This window comes from Arthrobacter sp. UYEF3 (assembly GCF_040546245.1).
Taxonomy (GTDB): Bacteria; Actinomycetota; Actinomycetes; order Actinomycetales; family Micrococcaceae; genus Arthrobacter.
On sequence record NZ_JBEPNK010000007.1, the window covers coordinates 74354 to 91339 of the forward strand.

Annotated in this window: 16 protein-coding genes; 8 read left to right on the forward strand and 8 right to left on the reverse strand. The window is 68.3% G+C overall.

From position 1 onward, the window contains the following. The first annotated feature begins 32 nt into the window (after positions 1-32). The 3 genes from ABIB14_RS07155 to ABIB14_RS07165 all read left to right on the forward strand — a co-directional run bounded on the left by ABIB14_RS07155 (position 33) and on the right by ABIB14_RS07165 (position 4598). The gene (locus tag ABIB14_RS07155; protein ID WP_354235190.1) at positions 33-1529 is read left to right on the forward strand and encodes an RNB domain-containing ribonuclease; all 1497 of its coding nucleotides are present in this window, start codon (positions 33-35) and stop codon (positions 1527-1529) included. A gap of 362 nt (positions 1530-1891) precedes the next feature. Beyond that, positions 1892-3661, forward strand: a complete 1770-nt coding sequence (locus ABIB14_RS07160) for a DEAD/DEAH box helicase (protein WP_354235191.1) — start codon at positions 1892-1894, stop codon at positions 3659-3661. A gap of 7 nt (positions 3662-3668) precedes the next feature. Beyond that, a complete protein-coding gene (locus ABIB14_RS07165) occupies positions 3669-4598 on the forward strand; it encodes a DNA-methyltransferase (RefSeq protein ID WP_354235192.1) in 930 nt (309 codons plus the stop codon). Positions 4599-4671: 73 nt separating this feature from the next. On the opposite strand, the gene ABIB14_RS07170 is transcribed toward ABIB14_RS07165, so the two are convergent. Continuing rightward, positions 4672-5517, reverse strand: a complete 846-nt coding sequence (locus ABIB14_RS07170) for a PHP domain-containing protein (RefSeq protein WP_354235193.1) — start codon at positions 5515-5517, stop codon at positions 4672-4674. 72 nt (positions 5518-5589) lie between these two features. Between ABIB14_RS07170 and ABIB14_RS07175 the strand changes: the two genes are divergently transcribed. Further along, positions 5590-7173 (forward strand): aminopeptidase P family protein, encoded by a 1584-nt coding sequence (locus tag ABIB14_RS07175; RefSeq protein WP_354235194.1) that lies wholly within the window; start codon positions 5590-5592, stop codon positions 7171-7173. Between the two features lie 100 nt (positions 7174-7273). On the opposite strand, the gene ABIB14_RS07180 is transcribed toward ABIB14_RS07175, so the two are convergent. After that, on the reverse strand, positions 7274-8230 hold the full coding sequence (locus tag ABIB14_RS07180; RefSeq protein ID WP_354235195.1) for a YflT domain-containing protein: 957 nt from the start codon (positions 8228-8230) through the stop codon (positions 7274-7276). A gap of 77 nt (positions 8231-8307) precedes the next feature. Between ABIB14_RS07180 and ABIB14_RS07185 the strand changes: the two genes are divergently transcribed. The 3 genes from ABIB14_RS07185 to ABIB14_RS07195 are packed head-to-tail and all read left to right on the forward strand — an operon-like array spanning position 8308 to position 11508. After that, positions 8308-9591 carry a magnesium transporter MgtE N-terminal domain-containing protein gene (locus ABIB14_RS07185; protein ID WP_354235196.1) on the forward strand — a complete coding sequence of 428 codons (1284 nt, stop codon included), beginning with the start codon at positions 8308-8310 and terminating at the stop codon, positions 9589-9591. Then, a complete protein-coding gene (locus ABIB14_RS07190) occupies positions 9584-10360 on the forward strand; it encodes a DUF1003 domain-containing protein (protein WP_354235197.1) in 777 nt (258 codons plus the stop codon). The genes ABIB14_RS07185 and ABIB14_RS07190 overlap by 8 nt, the downstream gene beginning before the upstream one ends. After that, complete coding sequence (locus tag ABIB14_RS07195; protein ID WP_354235198.1) at positions 10357-11508, forward strand: Mrp/NBP35 family ATP-binding protein; 1152 nt, start codon at positions 10357-10359, stop codon at positions 11506-11508. The genes ABIB14_RS07190 and ABIB14_RS07195 overlap by 4 nt, the downstream gene beginning before the upstream one ends. A 27-nt stretch (positions 11509-11535) precedes the next feature. Here the strand turns inward: ABIB14_RS07195 and ABIB14_RS07200 are convergent, their stop codons facing one another. The 3 genes from ABIB14_RS07200 to sigE all read right to left on the reverse strand — a co-directional run bounded on the left by ABIB14_RS07200 (position 11536) and on the right by sigE (position 13897). Further along, positions 11536-11913, reverse strand: coding sequence for a twin-arginine translocase TatA/TatE family subunit (locus ABIB14_RS07200; RefSeq protein WP_354235199.1), 378 nt, complete (start codon positions 11911-11913; stop codon positions 11536-11538). A 102-nt stretch (positions 11914-12015) separates the two neighbouring features. Continuing rightward, positions 12016-13254, reverse strand: a complete 1239-nt coding sequence (locus ABIB14_RS07205) for a hypothetical protein (RefSeq protein WP_354235200.1) — start codon at positions 13252-13254, stop codon at positions 12016-12018. A 7-nt stretch (positions 13255-13261) separates the two neighbouring features. Continuing rightward, the gene (gene sigE / locus ABIB14_RS07210) at positions 13262-13897 is read right to left on the reverse strand and encodes an RNA polymerase sigma factor SigE (protein ID WP_354235201.1); all 636 of its coding nucleotides are present in this window, start codon (positions 13895-13897) and stop codon (positions 13262-13264) included. A 267-nt stretch (positions 13898-14164) separates the two neighbouring features. Between sigE and ABIB14_RS07215 the strand changes: the two genes are divergently transcribed. Continuing rightward, complete coding sequence (locus ABIB14_RS07215) at positions 14165-14797, forward strand: O-methyltransferase (RefSeq protein WP_354235202.1); 633 nt, start codon at positions 14165-14167, stop codon at positions 14795-14797. 87 nt (positions 14798-14884) lie between these two features. Here ABIB14_RS07215 and ABIB14_RS07220 read toward each other — a convergent pair whose 3' ends face one another. The 3 genes from ABIB14_RS07220 to ABIB14_RS07230 form a co-directional block, all read right to left on the reverse strand. Then, the gene (locus ABIB14_RS07220) at positions 14885-15052 is read right to left on the reverse strand and encodes a DUF3117 domain-containing protein (protein WP_079550332.1); all 168 of its coding nucleotides are present in this window, start codon (positions 15050-15052) and stop codon (positions 14885-14887) included. 226 nt (positions 15053-15278) lie between these two features. Next, positions 15279-16607 carry a putative hexosyltransferase gene (locus ABIB14_RS07225; protein ID WP_502909625.1) on the reverse strand — a complete coding sequence of 443 codons (1329 nt, stop codon included), beginning with the start codon at positions 16605-16607 and terminating at the stop codon, positions 15279-15281. After that, the gene (locus tag ABIB14_RS07230; RefSeq protein ID WP_354235203.1) at positions 16604-16984 is read right to left on the reverse strand and encodes a DivIVA domain-containing protein; all 381 of its coding nucleotides are present in this window, start codon (positions 16982-16984) and stop codon (positions 16604-16606) included. The genes ABIB14_RS07225 and ABIB14_RS07230 overlap by 4 nt, the downstream gene beginning before the upstream one ends. Between the last annotated feature and the right edge of the window lie 2 nt (positions 16985-16986).

The following is a 16986-nucleotide window of genomic DNA, read 5'->3' on the forward strand; positions in this document are numbered from 1 at the left end:
TTAATGGCGGAATTCGGGCTAACCTGATTTTCGTGTCTCATCATCGCCTGACTCCAACAGTGCTTCAGCAGCCGAACCAGCTTGCCCAGGCACTCAACGCACTACGGACCACGCTGGAATTGCCGGGGCCCTTTCCTGAGGACGTACTCCGGGATGCCGAAGCCGCCGTGGCCGGCCACCGGTTGCCGGAACTGGACCTGACCCATCTGGAGTTCGTGACGATTGATCCGGCGTCCTCGACGGACCTGGACCAGGCCCTCTACATTGACCGCGCCGGCGACGGGTACAAGGTCTTTTATGCGATCGCGGACGTGCCGTCCTTCGTGGCACCCGGCAGCCCGCTCGACGCCGAGACCCGCCGCCGCGGCCAGACCTTCTACACCCCCGACGGCCGCATCCCGCTGCATCCCGAGGTCATCAGCGAGGCGGCCGGCAGCCTGCTGGCGGGCCAGCTCTGCGCGGCCTTTGTCTGGGAGTTCGAGCTCGGCGGCGCTGCCGAGGTGTCCTCCGTTCTGCTCCGCCGGGCCCAGGTCCGCAGCCGGGCCAAGCTCAGCTACCACGGCGTGCAGGCCGAACTCGACGGCGGCACCGCGGACCCGGTGCTGCAGCTGCTCAAGGAAGTCGGCGGCAAACGGGTGGAACTGGAACGGTTGCGCGGCGGGGCCAGCCTGAACATGCCGGAGCAGGAAATCGAGCAGCTCCCCGACGGCGGCTACCGGATCGTCGCCGCCCCGCCACTGCCGGTAGAGGACTGGAACGCCCAGATTTCGCTGATGACCGGGATGGCCGCAGCCGAGCTCATGCTCCGGGGAAAGGTCGGCATCCTGCGCACCATGCCCGCTCCGGACGAGAGCTCGCTGCGCCACTTCCGCCGCCAGACCGGCGCGCTCGGAAAGGCCTGGGACGGCCAGGTCAGCTATGGGGAGTACCTGCGCACCCTGGACCCCACCGACCCCCGCCAACTGGCGATCCTGCACTCCGCGGGCATGCTCTTCCGCGGCGCCGGCTATACCCCGTTCGACGGCGCCGTCCCCGAGGACGCCGTCCAGTCGGCCATCGGCGCGGCCTATGCCCACTCCACCGCCCCGCTGCGGCGCCTCATCGACCGCTTCGTCCTGGTGATCTGCGAGGCCCTCTCCAACGGCGCGGAGGTTCCGGGCTGGGCCCGCGAAGCCCTCCCCTCCTTGCCTGCCATCATGGCCGCCTCGGACCAGCTGGCCGCCAAATTGGAGCGGCTCGCCCTGGACACCGTGGAGGCCGCCCTGCTGAGCAACCGCATCGGGCAGGAGTTTGACGCCGTCGTCATCTCCGGCTCGAAACCGGCAAAGAACGGCAACGGGAACGGGAATATGAAGGCCAACGGCACCGGGAAAGCCAACGGCACCGGCCCGTCGGGGATCGTGCAGATCGCCGAGCCCGCGGTGACGGCGCGCTGCCCCGGCGAGCTGGAGTCGGGCACCCAGGTCCGGGTTCGGGTCGTCTCCTCGGACATCGCCTTGCGCGAAGTCCGGCTGGAGCTCGTCGGCTGATTTTCCGTATCAGTTGCGGGCCTGTTGCCGGCGGGGTTCGTTCGGCCGGCCGGCCCGGCAGTTAGAGGCTGCGGCGACGTTGCCGCGCCGCACTGCGGGCCCCGGTCGAGGTTCCGAACGGCGAACAGCTAGACTGGAAGGGTAGTAATGGATGCCCGGTCGTTGATTTCCAAGTTTTTCGAATTCAACAAGCCCGCCCCTACGCGATCTTGAGACAGACCCGCTGGTCCCAGTGCCAGCATTCAGATAGCCCGCGATCGGCTTCCACTGGACCTGCTCGCGCGCCTGAGCGTGCTCCGGAACGGCCCCGCGGCCGGCCCGTCGAGCAAGCAGCGCAGCCCAAATGAAGAAGGAAACTCCCTGTGAGTGAATTGCACACGCACCAGCTTCTGACCGACGAATCCGGTATGGAATCGATCGTTCCGGAAGAGACCATCATCTCCGACGAGGCTCCGCACGAAATCGCGGAAAAGTCCTTCGCGGACTATAACGTCCGCGCCGACATTGTTGAATCCCTTGCCGACGCCGGCATCACCCACCCGTTCCCGATCCAGGCAATGACCCTGCCCGTCGCGCTGAACGGCCACGACATCATCGGTCAGGCCAAGACCGGCACCGGTAAGACCCTCGGATTCGGCATCCCGGCCCTGCAGCGGGTCGTCGGACGCGACGACGCCGGCTATGCCGCGCTGCCGGCCCCCGGCGCACCCCAGGCCCTCGTGATCGTCCCGACCCGCGAGCTCGCGGTCCAAGTCGCCGGCGACCTGCAGAACGCGGCCCGCAAGCGCAACGCCCGCATCGCCACGATCTACGGCGGCCGCGCCTACGAACCGCAGATTGAGTCGCTGCAGCAGGGCGTCGAGGTCGTGGTCGGCACCCCGGGCCGCCTGATCGACCTGTACAAGCAGAAGCACCTGGTCCTCAAAAACGTCAAGATGGTCATCCTCGACGAGGCCGACGAGATGCTGGACCTCGGCTTCCTCCCGGACGTCGAGACCCTCATCGCCGGCACCCCCGCCGTCCGCCAGACCCTGCTGTTCTCCGCCACCATGCCCGGCCCGGTCATCGCGATGGCGCGCCGCTACATGAGCCAGCCAACCCACATCCGCGCTGCCGACCCCGACGATGAGGGCCTGACGAAGCGTGACATCCGCCAGCTCATTTACCGTGCCCACAGCATGGACAAGGTCGAGGTGGTGGCGCGTATCCTGCAGGCCCGCGGACGCGGCCGTACCATCATCTTCACGAAGACCAAACGCACCGCGGCGAAGGTCGCCGAGGAACTGGTTGATCGCGGTTTCGCCGCGGCCGCCATCCACGGCGACCTCGGCCAGGGCGCCCGCGAGCAGGCGCTGCGCGCCTTCCGCAACAATAAGGTGGACGTCCTCGTAGCCACCGACGTCGCCGCCCGCGGCATCGACGTCGACGACGTCACGCACGTCATCAACTACCAGTGCGTCGAAGACGAGAAAATCTACCTGCACCGGGTCGGCCGCACCGGCCGCGCAGGCAACAAGGGCACGGCCGTGACTTTCGTTGACTGGGACGACATGCCGCGCTGGGGCCTGATCAACAAGGCCCTGGGCCTGAGCTACCCCGAGCCTGTCGAGACCTACTCATCCTCCCCGCACCTCTTCGAGGAGCTGGACATCCCGGCAGGAACCAAGGGCCGGCTGCCCCGCGACAAGCGGGTGCTCGCCGGCGTCGACGCAGAAGTCCTCGAGGACCTGGGCGAAACCGGCAAGAAGAACCCCCGCTCCGGCGGACGGGACGGAGGTCGGGACAGCGGCCGGGACAGCGCCAAGACCGGCGGACGCGACGGCAGCCGCTCCGGCTCCCGCGAAGCGGGACGTGACGGCGGACGCGCCGGCTCCCGCGACGGCGGACGTGACGGCTCCCGCGAAGCGGGACGCGACAGCGGGCGTTCGGGCGAGCGACGTCGTCGTTCCCCCGAGAAGGAAACCGCAGCCGGACCGGCTGAGGAAACCGCCCCGGCAGCACGGGCCAGCGCTCCGACCGAGGTCGACCGGGCCACCCGGGCGCGCCGCCGCACCCGCACTCGCCGCCACAACGGCGAAGTAGTGGCCGGCGACGCCCAGGGCAGCTCCCCGGCACGCAGCGCCGAGGCCTGAACCCTTCATGACTGATACCGTCTGGGCGCCGGACGGCAGCAATCTGGTGGTTCACGCGGACAACGCGGAATATCTCCGGACGCTGCCGGACGGCGCCTTCACACTCATTTATGTGGATCCGCCGTTCAACACCGGCCGGGTCCAGAAGCGCCAGGAAACCAAGATGGTGGTAAACGCCGGGGGCGCCGGCGACCGGGTGGGCTTCAAAGGCCGCTCCTACGACACCATCAAGGGCGCGCTACACAGCTACGACGACGCGTTCAGCGACTACTGGTCCTTCCTGGAGCCTCGTCTTGTCGAGGCGTGGCGGCTGCTGGCCGACGACGGCACCCTGTACCTGCATCTCGACTACCGCGAAGTGCACTACGCCAAGGTCATGCTGGATGCAATCTTCGGCCGCGAGTGCTTCCTCAACGAGATCATCTGGGCCTACGACTACGGCGCCCGCGCCAAGTACCGGTGGCCCACCAAGCATGACAACATCCTCGTGTACGTGAAAAACCCGGCGAAATACCATTTCGACAGCGCCGAGGTGGACCGGGAGCCGTATATGGCACCCGGCCTGGTCACACCGGCGAAGCGCGAACGCGGCAAGCTGCCTACCGACGTCTGGTGGCACACCATCGTCTCGCCCACGGGCAAAGAGAAGACCGGCTACCCGACGCAGAAACCCGAGGGGCTGATCCGCCGGGTGGTGGCCGCCTCCAGCCGCCCCGGCGACTGGTGCCTGGACTTCTTCGCCGGCTCCGGCACGCTCGGCGCCGTGGCCGCGAAGCTCGGACGGAAGTTCGTCTGCGTGGACCAGAACCCGGCCGCCATCGACGTGATGGCCAAGCGGCTCGGCGCGCACGCGCACTTCGCCGTCGTGCCCGCGGACCCGGCCGGCAATCCTGGAGAGACTGCGCCATGCTGCTGGAGCGCTGGACGGACACCATGACTGCCACGGGCGCGCCCGGGCCGGCCATCAGCGGCGTCCCCGGCGGCGAGGAGCTGCAGGTCGATCCACCCCGTCAGCGCACCACCGACGATCCGGTGCCCTGTTCCTCGATCCGGGCCAACACCTCCGGCGCGGTCAGGTTCTCCCCCAGCAGGTTCGGCTTCCCGGTCCCGTGATAGTCGGAGGACCCGGTTACCAGCAGCCCGTGCCGTTGGGCGAGGCGGCGCAGGAAGGCCCGGCCCTCCTCCGGGTTGTCCCGGTGGTCGATCTCCAGCCCGGCCAGCCCGGCGTCGATCATTTCGCGGTAGGTCTTATCCCCCACAATCCGCCCGCGGGAGGACGCCACCGGGTGTGCGAACACCGGCACGCCGCCGGCGTCGCGGACCAGTGCGACGGCGTAGGCCGGGTCCGGCGCGTAGTGCTGCACCCAGTACCGCGACCGCGAGGTCAGAATCGTGTCAAAAGCTTCGCTGCGGTCCGCGACGACGCCCGCGGCCACGAGGGCGTCGGCGATGTGCGGCCGGCCCAGGGTGGCGCCGGGGGCCACATGGTGGATGACGTCATCCCAGCTCAGCGGGTAATCCTCGGCGAGCAGGCTGACCATCCGCTCGGCCCGTATGAAGCGCGCGTCCTTGGCCTTGGTGATTTCCTCCAGCAGCCCAGGGTGGTCCGGATCGTGCAGGTAGCTGAGCAGATGGACGCTGATGCCCTCACTTGTCCGGCAGGAAATCTCCATGCCTGGGACCAGTGCCACGCCCAGCTCCCGGGCCGCGGCGGCGGCCTCCGCCCAGCCGTCAGTGGAGTCGTGGTCGGTCAGGGCGACGACGTCGAGCGCGGCTTCCGCCGCTGACGCGATCACGTCCGCGGGCCGTTGGGTGCCGTCGGAAACATTCGAGTGGGCATGCAGGTCAATCCTCACCTGCCCAGCGTAGTAGATCAGCGCGGGGCGGCTTGGTGGCCTAAGCCGCGCTGCTGGTGAGACGATGGATGCGTGAACGATGCAGATAACACCCAAGCCTCCGCTTCCCAGCCCCTTGAGGAGCGCGTCAACAACCGCTCGCAGCGGCCCAGCTCCGACGCCTTTAAGGCGTTCATGGCCAGCAACTGGGCCCCGTCCCGACAGCAGCTTCCCGAACTAGACGCTGTCGCCGGCCACGCCGCCGGCCGCCGCCGGGCCATCTCCGAGCTGTTCAAAGGTGAACGCCTAGTAATACCCGCCGGCCCGCCGAAGGTCCGCTCGAACGACTGTGACTACCGGTTCCGTCCCCATTCGGGCTTCGCGCACCTGACTGGCCTGGGCCTGGACCATGAGCCCGACGCCGTGCTGATCCTGGAGCCCTCGGATGAGGGCAACGGCGACGACGGCGGCCACCACCGCGCCACCCTGTACTTCCGCCCGCTGGCCGGCCGGGACACCGAGCAGTTTTATGCTGACTCGCGCTCGGGCGAATTCTGGATCGGCGCCCGGCCCACCCTCGCCGAATTCAAGGCCCAGCTCGGACTGGAGACAGCGGACCTGGCAGAGCTTGAGCTGGCCATCACCAAGAACGTGGGCGCCCCGGAGATCGGCGGCATCTCCATCCGCCTGGTGCGCAAGGTCGACGAGAACATCGACGCACTCGTCGACACCGCCCGCTACAACACCGCCAAGGACCCGGAGAACCTGGACCTGGGCGTCCTGGACGCGCTCGATGAAAAGCTCAGCGAGGCCCTTTCCGAGCTGCGCCTGATCAAGGACGAGTGGGAAGTCGAGCAGATGAAGACGGCCGTGGCCGCCACGGTGCAGGGCTTCACCGAGGTGGTCAAGGCCCTCCCGCGGGCCCTTACGCACCCCCGCGGCGAGCGCGTGGTCGAGGGCGCGTTCTTCGCCCGTGCCCGCGAGGAAGGCAACGAACTCGGCTACGACACCATCGCCGCCGGCGGCAACAACGCCACCGTGCTGCACTGGACCCGCAACACCGGCAAGGTCAACGCCGGCGAACTGCTGCTGTTGGACGCCGGCGTCGAGGCCGATTCGCTCTACACCGCCGACGTCACCCGCACTCTGCCGGCCAACGGCACCTTCTCTGAGATCCAGCGCAAGGTTTACGAGGCAGTGCTCGACGCCGCCGACGCCGGTTTTGCCGCCGCCCAGCCCGGAATCAAGTTCCGTGACATCCACACCGCGGCGACGACCGTGCTGGCCGAGCGGCTCGCCGAATGGGGCCTGCTGCCGGTCTCCGTCGATGAGGCCATCAGCGCAGAAGGCCAGCAGCACCGGCGCTGGATGCCGCATGGCACCAGCCACCACCTGGGCCTTGATGTGCACGACTGCGCCCAGGCCAAGCGGGAGCTGTACCTGGACGGAGTCCTCACCCCGGGCATGATCTTCACTATCGAACCCGGACTGTACTTCAAGGCGGACGATCTCGCCATCCCGGCCGAATACCGCGGTATCGGCGTCCGGATCGAGGACGACATCCTGATGACCGCGGACGGCCCGGTCAACCTCAGCGCTGCACTGCCCCGCAAGGCCGACGACGTCGAGTCCTGGATGGCGGGCATCTACCAGGAAGTCGAGGCCCAGCTGCCGTAGCCCGGCGGGCTGTAGCCTGGCGGTCCCGCGGGGCTACGTAAGGGCAAGACTAAGGGCGGGTCACCATCGGTGGCCCTCCCTTAGTCATGCCTGGGTGCTGCTAGCGCTGCTCGCCCTCGGCGCGGGAGGCGTCCTGGCTGGTTTCGGGCTGCCGGGCTTCGCCCTGCTGGCTTCCTCCCTGCTGACTTCCTCCCTGCGGGGCCGGGGCCGGCGCAGGCTCGTTGACCCGGACGCCGTACTGCGGGCGTCCGTCGGGCAGGTCCGGGTAGCTGACGCCAGAGGGGCGGGCCGGCTCGGGTTCCGGCGCCGCGTAGCCGCCGGCGGCCTGCTGCTGCTGCTGGCCGGTCTCGGGGGTCCGCTGACCATAGGGGTCGTTCCAGCCGGCGGGGCGCTGCGGCGCCGTACCCTGCCCGGGTCGCTCCGGCGCCACACCCTGCCCCGGCTGCTGCGGACCCGGCTGGAACGGCTGGTTCTGCTGGTTCGGCTGATTCTGCTGGTTCTGCTGGTTCTGCTGGTCATAGTGCTGGAAGCCCGGCGCGGCGGCGTCGTTCCGGGTCATCGGCAACTGGTGTAGCAGGCGGCGGGCCTCATGCGCGGCTTCGAAAGCCACCACGACGTCATAGTTGGTCGCCACCACCTGGTTGGTCGACGTGAAGTCGCGCTTGCCGCGCTGCATGGCATACGTAACGATGCCGAAAAGCATGAAGAACGCCGCACCCATCAGGACGGAGGTGACGATCGAAAAGTACCCCGGCGTGGTGGAGAAAAAGGACAGCATGACGCCGACGAAGAGCCCGAACCACATCCCGCTCAGCGCTCCGGAGAGCGCCACGCGGGGGTAGGTGAGCCGGCCGGTGACGCGTTCCACCATCTTCAGGTCATTTCCCACGATCGAGACCAATTGCACCGGGAACTGCTGGTCCGCCAGGTAGTCCACCGCCTTCTGGGCGTCCAGGTAGGAGTTGTAGGAACCGACGGTGTCACCCTTGGGGACAGCGCGTGACTCGTCCGCCCCGCCGGGGGCGCCGGCCTTTGGACCACCAAAAATGTTTGACATACGCCCATTCTCGCCCATCGGGCTGGGCGGCGCCTGCAAATTCAGCTAAAAGAGAGCAGACTCGGTAGCCTGTAGGAGTGAGCACAACACTTTCGCGCGTATTTGTCGCGCGCCTCCTCGGACTGGACGTCTTCGACCCGCTGGGCGACCGGCTGGGCCGATTGCGCGACGTCGTGGTGCTCTCCCGCGGCAACCGGGGAGCCCCGCACGTGGTCGGCATCGTGGTCGAGGTCCCCGGCAAGAAGCGTGTTTTCGTGCCGATGACCCGTATCACCTCGATCGACCAGACCCAGGTCATCTGTACCGGGCTGGTGAACCTTCGCCGGTTCGAACAGCGCGGCGCGGAGACCCTCGTGGTCGCCGAGATGTTCGACCGCAGGGTGACGCTCGCCGACGGCAGCGGGGACGCCACCATCGAGGATATTGCCATGGACCGGCACCGCTCGGGCGACTGGATCGTCAGCAAGCTCTTCGTCCGGCGCGGCCACTCGCTCTCCCCGCTGAGCCGGCTGCGCCGCAACGAGACCCTGATCATCGACTGGGCCGATGCCCAGCAGGGCGCCAAGACCGAGCCCCAGGCCGCCACCCAGTTCGTCGCCACGCATGAGGACCTGAAGCCGGCCGACTTTGCCGAGGCCCTCCAGGAGATGAGCGACAAGCGCCGCTTCGAGGTCGCCAGTGAACTCCAGGACGAACGGCTTGCCGACGTGCTGCAGGAAATGCGGGAGGGCGACCAGGTGGAGATTCTCTCCGCACTGGACGTCGAGCGCGCCGCCGACGTGCTGGAGGAGATGGACCCCGACGACGCCGCCGACCTGCTCGCCGAGCTCCCCAGCGCCCAGGCCGAGGAACTTTTGCAGCTGATGGAACCGGAGGGCGCCGAGGACGTGCGCCGGCTGCTCGAATATGACGAGGACACCGCCGGCGGCCTGATGACCCCGGTCCCGGTCATCCTCCCCCCGGAAGCGACCGTCGCCGAGGCCCTCGCCCACGTCCGGCGCGAGGAGCTCTCGCCCGCGCTGGCCTCTTCGATCTTCATCGCCCGCCCGCCGCTCGAGACGCCGACGGGGCGTTTCCTCGGGGTCGTGCACATCCAGCAGCTGCTGCGCTACCCTCCGCCGGAGCCGCTGGGGAACCTGGTGGACAAGAACCTGGAACCGGTTTCGGACCAGGCCCACATCAGTGAGGTAGCCCGCGCCCTGGCCACCTACAACCTGAACTCGCTCCCCGTGGTCAACGAGGACGGCCGGCTCGTCGGGGCGGTGACTGTTGATGACGTGCTTGATCATCTGTTACCCGATGACTGGCGCGCTCACGAGGACGACGCCCCGATAAGGAAGCTAGGAGGCCGCATTGGCTGATCTCAACACGCCACGGAACTCCACGGCCGGCCCCGGACCACGGACAGGCGGCAGTCTCGACACTCCGCTGAGCGGCCGACAGCGGATCCTGCCGAAGTTTTCCCCGAATCCCGATGCTTTCGGTCAAACCACCGAAGGCTTTGCCCGGTTCATGGGCACCCCGCAGTTCCTCGTCTACATGTCGGTGTTCTGCGTCTTCTGGCTCGTCTGGAACACCTGGGCGCCGGTTGCCTGGCAGTTCGACTCCAGGGACCTCGGCTTCACCCTGCTCACCCTGATGCTGTCCCTGCAGGCGTCCTACGCCGCCCCGCTCCTGCTGCTCGCGCAGAACCGGCAGGACGACCGGGACCGGGTCACCCTCCAGCAGGACCGGCAGCGCGCCGAACGGAACCTGTCCGACACCGAGTATCTGACCCGGGAACTGGCCTCGCTGCGCATCGCGCTGCGCGAGGTCGCCACCCGCGACTATGTCCGCGCCGAGCTGCGCAGCCTGCTCGAAGACATGCTGGAGGCACAGGAGGAACTACGCGGCCACGGCTCCCCCACCGGCCCCTTGGAGACCCCGCGCGACAAGGTCAAAGACAAGCTCAAGGAACGCCGGGACAAGCAGCGCAGCCCCCGCACCCAGCAGATTCCGCGCGTCCGGAGCGAAGCCGGAGCCGAAGGCCGGCTCGATGCCCGGCCCGCCGTCCGGCCCGAGACCAGCCCGGAACAGACGCCGCCGTCCGCACCACGCACCTCCCCGACAGCCGAACAAGGCGAGCAATGATCACCCCGCAGGGACCATCCGGGGCGTCCCCCCTGGAACGGGCCGTTCACGCGGCACTGGCCACCGTGATCGACCCGGAGCTGCGACAGCCCATCACCGAGCTTGGCATGGTGGAAGCGGTGGACGTTTCCGTCGACGGCCGGGCGCGGATCACCGTGCTGCTGACCATCGCCGGCTGCCCGCTGCGCGGCACCATCACGGCCGACTGCCAGGCGGCGCTGGCCGCGGTGCCGGGCGTCACCGGCGTCGACGTCGAACTGAGGGTGATGAACCAGGAACAGCGCGAGGCCCTCAAGGAGCAGCTGCGCGGACCGGGCGGCCGCCGCGGCATCCCGTTTAATGCTCCCGGCTCACTGACCAAGGTGTACGCCGTGGCGAGCGGCAAGGGCGGCGTGGGGAAATCTTCGATCACCGTGAACCTCGCCTGCGCCCTGGCGGCGCAGGGGCTGCGGGTGGGCATCGTCGACGCGGACGTGTACGGGTTCTCCGTCCCCGCGCTGATGGGCATCAGCCAAGCGCCCACCCGGGTGGACGACATGATCCTGCCGCCGGTGGCCTACGGCGTCAAGGTCATCTCGATCGGCATGTTCGTCACGGGCAACCAGCCGGTGGCCTGGCGCGGACCGATGCTGCACCGCGCCCTCGAGCAGTTCCTCACGGATGTCTACTTTGGCGACCTGGACGTGCTGTTCCTGGACCTGCCCCCGGGGACCGGCGACATCGCCATCTCGGTGGCCCAGCTGCTGCCCAACGCCCGGCTCCTGGTGGTCACCACCCCGCAGGCCGCCGCCGCGGACGTCGCCGAGCGGGCCGGCGCGATCGCGGTCCAGACCGGCCAGACCGTCGCCGGCGTGGTGGAGAACATGTCCTACCTGGAAATGCCCGACGGCGGGCGGATGGAACTCTTCGGCAGCGGCGGGGGCGCCGTGCTCGCCGAGCGGCTCTCTGCGACGGTGGGCTCAACGGTGCCGCTGCTTGGCCAGATTCCGCTTGACATGCTGTTGCGCGAAGGCGGGGATACCGGCGTCCCGCTGGTGCTCGGCCGCCCGGAAACACCGGCAGCAGTCGTCTTGGCGGAGATTGCCGGGACGCTGGCGACCAGCCCGCGCGGGCTAAAGGGCATGTCGCTGGGCCTTCAGCCCCGCTGACGCAGAACCGGACCGGCCGGGCTGCCCCTAGGTGGCTTCAGAGTCGAACGGCGCTGCTTCGCCCGCCGGAAGCCGCTCGACGACGCGGGCCGGGGGACGCTCATTGGCGTTGGCGACGGCGGCCGGGGCTCCGGCGCTCACGGGCTTGCTGTCATCCTCAAGGAGGGCTTCCTTGATGATCCGGCGCGGGTCGTACTGCCGGGGATCGTATTTCTTCCAGTCCACATCGTCGATGTCGATGCCGACTTCTTCCTTGATCTGCTCCCGCGCCCCGGAGGCCATTCGGCGGACTTCCTTGACGATGTTCGCCAGCTTCTGGGTGTATTCGGGCAACCTGCTGGGACCGATCACCAATAGGCCGATGATCAGCAGAAGAATGAACTCCGGTCCGTTGATTCCAAACACTCTAGGAAGATTACCCTCTCAATCCGGCGTGCGACGATTCGGCGAAGCCCCGGCCGTAACCCGGCCGGCGGAGCCCGCCATGCGGCGGGCCGTTGTGTCCCCTCACCGGGCCAGCAACTGCGCGATCCGTCCCAGTCCCCGCTCCAGCCGGGCCGCTATCTCCTCGTCGTTCCGTGATGCAGCGGGCGGGCCGGAGCCTGCGTGCACCAACGCACCGACACCGTCGTCAGCCTGCTCTTCCGGAAGCTCCGAGATGTAGGTGAAGGTGGCCTCCGGCGTGCGGTAAATGGCCCGGAACGGGGTCTGCGTGTTGACCCAGAGCACGCCGGCCGCCGCGGCGGGGCCCTGCGGCTGCGCAGCGCCGTCCGGTCCTGCAGCCCCGGGCCCGGCGGCGCCCGGCCCGGCGGCAGCCGGCCTGGCGGGGCCCGGCCTGGCGGGGCCCGGCCTGGCGTTTACGAATCCGTCCGCGCTGGCCTGATGCCCGGTGAGGACGTTGACCGGCGTGGCGGGGTCCGGCTGGCCTGCCCCGGTTTCCCCGCCGCCCCCTGGGCGTGCTGTTGCATGCTGCTCCAGGACGGTGGCAAAGTGTCTGCCGTCGGTGAGGCTGAGTGCCAGCACCTCCGTGCCGAAGGCGACCCCGCCGCGGGCCCAGACCAGGTGGTAACCGAGTTCCCGCAGTTCCGGGCACGCCCAGCCCCGGGCGCGTAACGCCGTAAGCTGCCCGGAGCTCAGCGAACCTGCGGGCGCGACGTCGGGTTCGCCGCTGAGCGACCAAGCAGCCCCGGCGAGGTTTTCAGAAGACAGTGCCGGGACGGTCAACGGCCCGGCGAAGGCCGAGCTGAAGGCGCCGTCGGCCGACGGCGCGGCGGCGCCGCCCACGACGTACGCGGCGCCGCCCATCAGGACCGCTGTCGCGGCGACACCGCCGGCAATCCGGACAACAACCCGCAGGGGCGCAGACCCCGCTGGGCGTTTGCGTGCCGGCAGGCTACGGCGCTGGAAGGTCTGGCGCGGCGCGGTCTGCGGATCCGGAGCCGCCTGCCGCTCGGATGCGGTGCCGGGGAGTTCGCACCCCGGCCCGGCGGCCAGTTCCTCCGTGCGGGCCAGCAGGCGGGCGGTGAGATCTCCGCTGGCTGCCGGCACAGCAGCGCCGCGCAGCCGCTGCAGGTATGCCTTTTCCCGCTCTGAACGGACGCGGCACGCTGCGCACCGTTCAAGGTGTTGCAGGCGCCGTGCCTGGGCCCTGCCGTTCAGCGGCACCGAGCCGAGCCGGATGCTCCCGGGTTTCCGGGCGAGGTACCTGCACGAAAGTCCACCGAGGAAGTGTTTCGGTTGCCCCATTGCCTGTTTAGAGGAGGCCGGCGATGCGCGGCATCTTGAGCCGCGGCTTCAAGGACTGCTTGGCGGCGGCCTTCGGCCTAGGGTCACGGTGGGCGAGCTTCTCGCGCAGCATTGTCCGGCCGCGGTGGATCCGTGACCTGACGGTGCCGAGTTTGACGTCCAGCGCCGCGGCGACCTCGTCGTAGGAGAGGCCTTCGAGGTCGCACAGCACCACGGCCGCGCGAAAGTCCGGTGGCAGCTCTTCGAGGGCAGCTTGCACGTCGAGATCAAGATTGTTGAACTCAAAACTCTGTTCGGGTCCCGGCTCTCGTCCGGGGATCCGAGACTCGGCGTCCTCGGCCAGGGCATCGAAGCGGATCCGGCTCTTGCGCCGGGCCTGGTCGAGGAAGAGGTTGGTGGTGATGCGGTGCAACCAGCCGTCCAGGGTCCCGGGTTTGAAGTTTTCCAGTGAGCGGAAAACCCGTACAAAGACTTCCTGGGTGAGGTCTTCGGCGTCGAACTTGTTGCCGGTGAGCCGGTACGCCAGTCGGTACACCTTGGCGGAGTGGTTGGTCACTACCTCTTCCCACGTCGGCCTGACCCACTCGGCCTCGGCCGTGGGCTGGGACTCGTTATTTACAGGGACAGCTGCCACAACCGACATTGTCCACTCCCCTCGCGGATGATCCTTACGCCCGGACGGGCTTGCTGCTGCAAGCGCCTGCACCCTTGATTCGACGCCGATCACCACGCGGATGAGCGGATCACCATCATTTCAAAAATAACTGGGAATTTCCTGACGCCGGCGCTTCTTCCGCCGACGGCGGAACGGAGCGCGCCCGGACCCGGAACCACAAGGCAGCACCGGAAGAACGCAATGAACACAGTACGCTGTATGAGACACTCCCCTCCTGCCCGGAAAGCGATACCCATGAGCGCCGACAAGTCCACGAGCTGGTCCTACGCAGAAGATCTGCCTGCCGAGGATGAGGTCTTGTTGCACGCGCGCGAACGATCTTTCGAACTTGGCGTCACCCCCATCGGGCCCGGCGTCGGCGCCGTCCTCACAGTACTCGCCGCCGCCTCCAAAGCGCAGACGGCGGTGGAAATCGGCACCGGCGCCGGTGTCTCCGGCGTGTGCATCCTGCGGGGGCTCGGCCCGCAGGCCGTCCTGACGACGATCGACGTCGACGTCGAGCACCTGCGTGCCGCCCGGGAGTCCTTCCACGAGGCCGGCAGCCCGGCCAACCGCACCCGCACCATCTCCGGGCGTGCCGCCGATGTCCTGCCGCGACTGACCGACGGCGCCTACGACCTGGTGTTCATCGACGCGGACAAGCCTAACTACCCGAGCTATGTGGAACAGGCCATCCGGCTGCTGAAGTCCGGGGGCCTGCTGATCGTCAACGACGCCCTGGACAAGGACCGGGTCTCCAACCCGGCGGCGCGGGAGTCAACCACCGTGGTGCTGCGGCAAATCGGAAAGTCCATCCGCGACGACGACCGCCTCGCCTCCGCCATGCTGCCCACCGGCGACGGGTTGCTGGTCGCAGTGAAGAAATAGCCCCGTCCGTAAATAGCCCCCGGACATACGGAAAGGGGGGCCCGCCGCCTAATGGCAACGGGCCCCCTCTTTCATGCGACGCCAAAGCTATTCGGTAACGCCTACCAGGCATTCCTTGAGGTTTGTCGCTTCTGCAGCGTTGAGTTCAACCACAAGCCGCCCGCCGCCTTCGAGCGGAACACGCATGATCAGGCTGCGGCCCTCTTTGGTCACTTCCATAGGTCCGTCGCCGGTGCGTGGTTTCATAGCCGCCATAAGGAATATCCCCTCCAGTAGTCCAGTGACTTACCAGCCCGGCCGGGCTGTGTCCGCTTGGTCAAACATGCCGCCCGGCGACCGTGATGGACGCCGCCGTGACGCAACACTCAGTTTTCCGTTGCTTAATGCCTATTATCCCGTAATTACGCACTTGTAGCTAATCGTTGGACTTTTCTCCGGCTCGCGGGAATGCCGCGCCGACGGCCCGCGAAGGTGTCCGGCATCACGGTGGGTAGTCGCCGCCGCCGGGCAGTTGGGCCCATGCCCACAGCCACACCACCCAGACCAGCTGCAGCAACATAAACATCACAACAACCGTCCCGCGGTAGGCCCGGGAGCGGGAAACGAAGGCTGCGCTGAGTGCCAGCGGAAACAGCGGTAGCAGCATCCGGAAGGTGCTGGTCTGCGGGTGCAGGAAGACCAGCAGGTAGACCAGGTAGCAAACACACCAGAGCCTAAGCTCGGCGCCCAGCGCCACCACGGGCCGGGACCTCAGCAGGGCGACGAAGGCGGCCACGAAGACGAACGGCGCCACCAGCCCGAGGACCGGTCCGAAGAGCTGGACGCCGGTGTCGAACCAGGGCTTGAAGGGCACCAGGTCGTGGCCCCGCCACACAGTCTCGGTCTTGGTATAGGCCTGAAGGTCGCCGGTGACGGCCCAGGCGATACCGGGCCACAGCAGCGCGCCGAGCCCGCTGACGGCGGTCAGCCCGGCCAGCGACCACAGCTCGCCACGGCTGTGCTCCCCGGCCCCGGGGACGGCGGGCGCCGCCATGCCGGTGACGGGAGGCGTCGCGCCCGCGGGGCCCGCGGCGGCCGTCAGAGGCCGGCCGCCACGGGACAGGGTCGGCAGGTGCGGATAGACGCGGTACAGGAACAGCAGGCCGACCGTCGCCGCGAAGGGCACGCCGGTGGGCCGCGACAGGCACATCAGGAGCACCACCGGCATGGCCCACAGGTAACGCCGGCGCACCACGAGCAGCAGGGCCGAGGCGAGCAGCAGCAGGTTCAGCGATTCGGCGTACGGTACCTGCAGGACCGGCGAGACCGGAAACGTGGAAACGAACACGGCACCCCAGAGCGCCGTGCGCTGCGAGGCGCGGTGCCGGAACAACCGGTAGATGACCAGTGCCGCCGCCAACCCGGAGAGCATGGCGATGACCGTCAGTGAGGCGGCGGGGGCGATCCCGGTCAGGGCAGTGAGCGAACGGCCCAGTAGCGGGAAGAGCGGGTAGAAAGCCCACGCATTTTCCTGTACATTGCCGGCGTCGTCGGTTGGCAGCGCGACGGGATAGCCGTTGCCAAGAACTTCGGCATACCAGCGCGCGTCCCAGATGTTGATGAAGTTCCAGTAGTCCGGCTTCGGCGGGAACCACGGATTCACGCCCTGCTGCAGGGCTGCAGCCATGAAGATGCAGGCGCTGACCAGGCGGGCGGCCAGGTACAGGCCACCGAGCTGCAGCCACCAGGGCCAGCGGGCGGTACGGGCACCGGCGGCCGCAATCCGGCTTCGAACGGCTGCGGTCCGGCCGTCCTGCGCTGTTCCGTTCACGGTGCAGGGTCCGGCGCCGTGGCGGGTTCCCGTCCCGGCCGAGGTTGACTGAGCCGTGCTTGACTGATCTCGGTCCGGAGGGCGGCGATTTCGCTATCCTTCCGGGCGATCTGATCCCGCAATTCGTCGAGGACCTGGTCCACCTGGTCCATCCGGTAGCCGCGCACGCCGACGGCGAAGCGGATCCGGTCGACGTCGGCCGGTACCGCGTCAGCGGGGAGCAGCACGGCGGGCAGCGAAGCGACCGGCTCGTCGAAGCCGTCCTCGAAGGGCTGTTCGCCGGCGCGGCTGCGGAAGATCCGCGGCGCCAGATCGGTACCCACGAGGATGGCGACGGCGGCCAGCACGATCGCCACGAACACCAGGAAGAAACTCACAG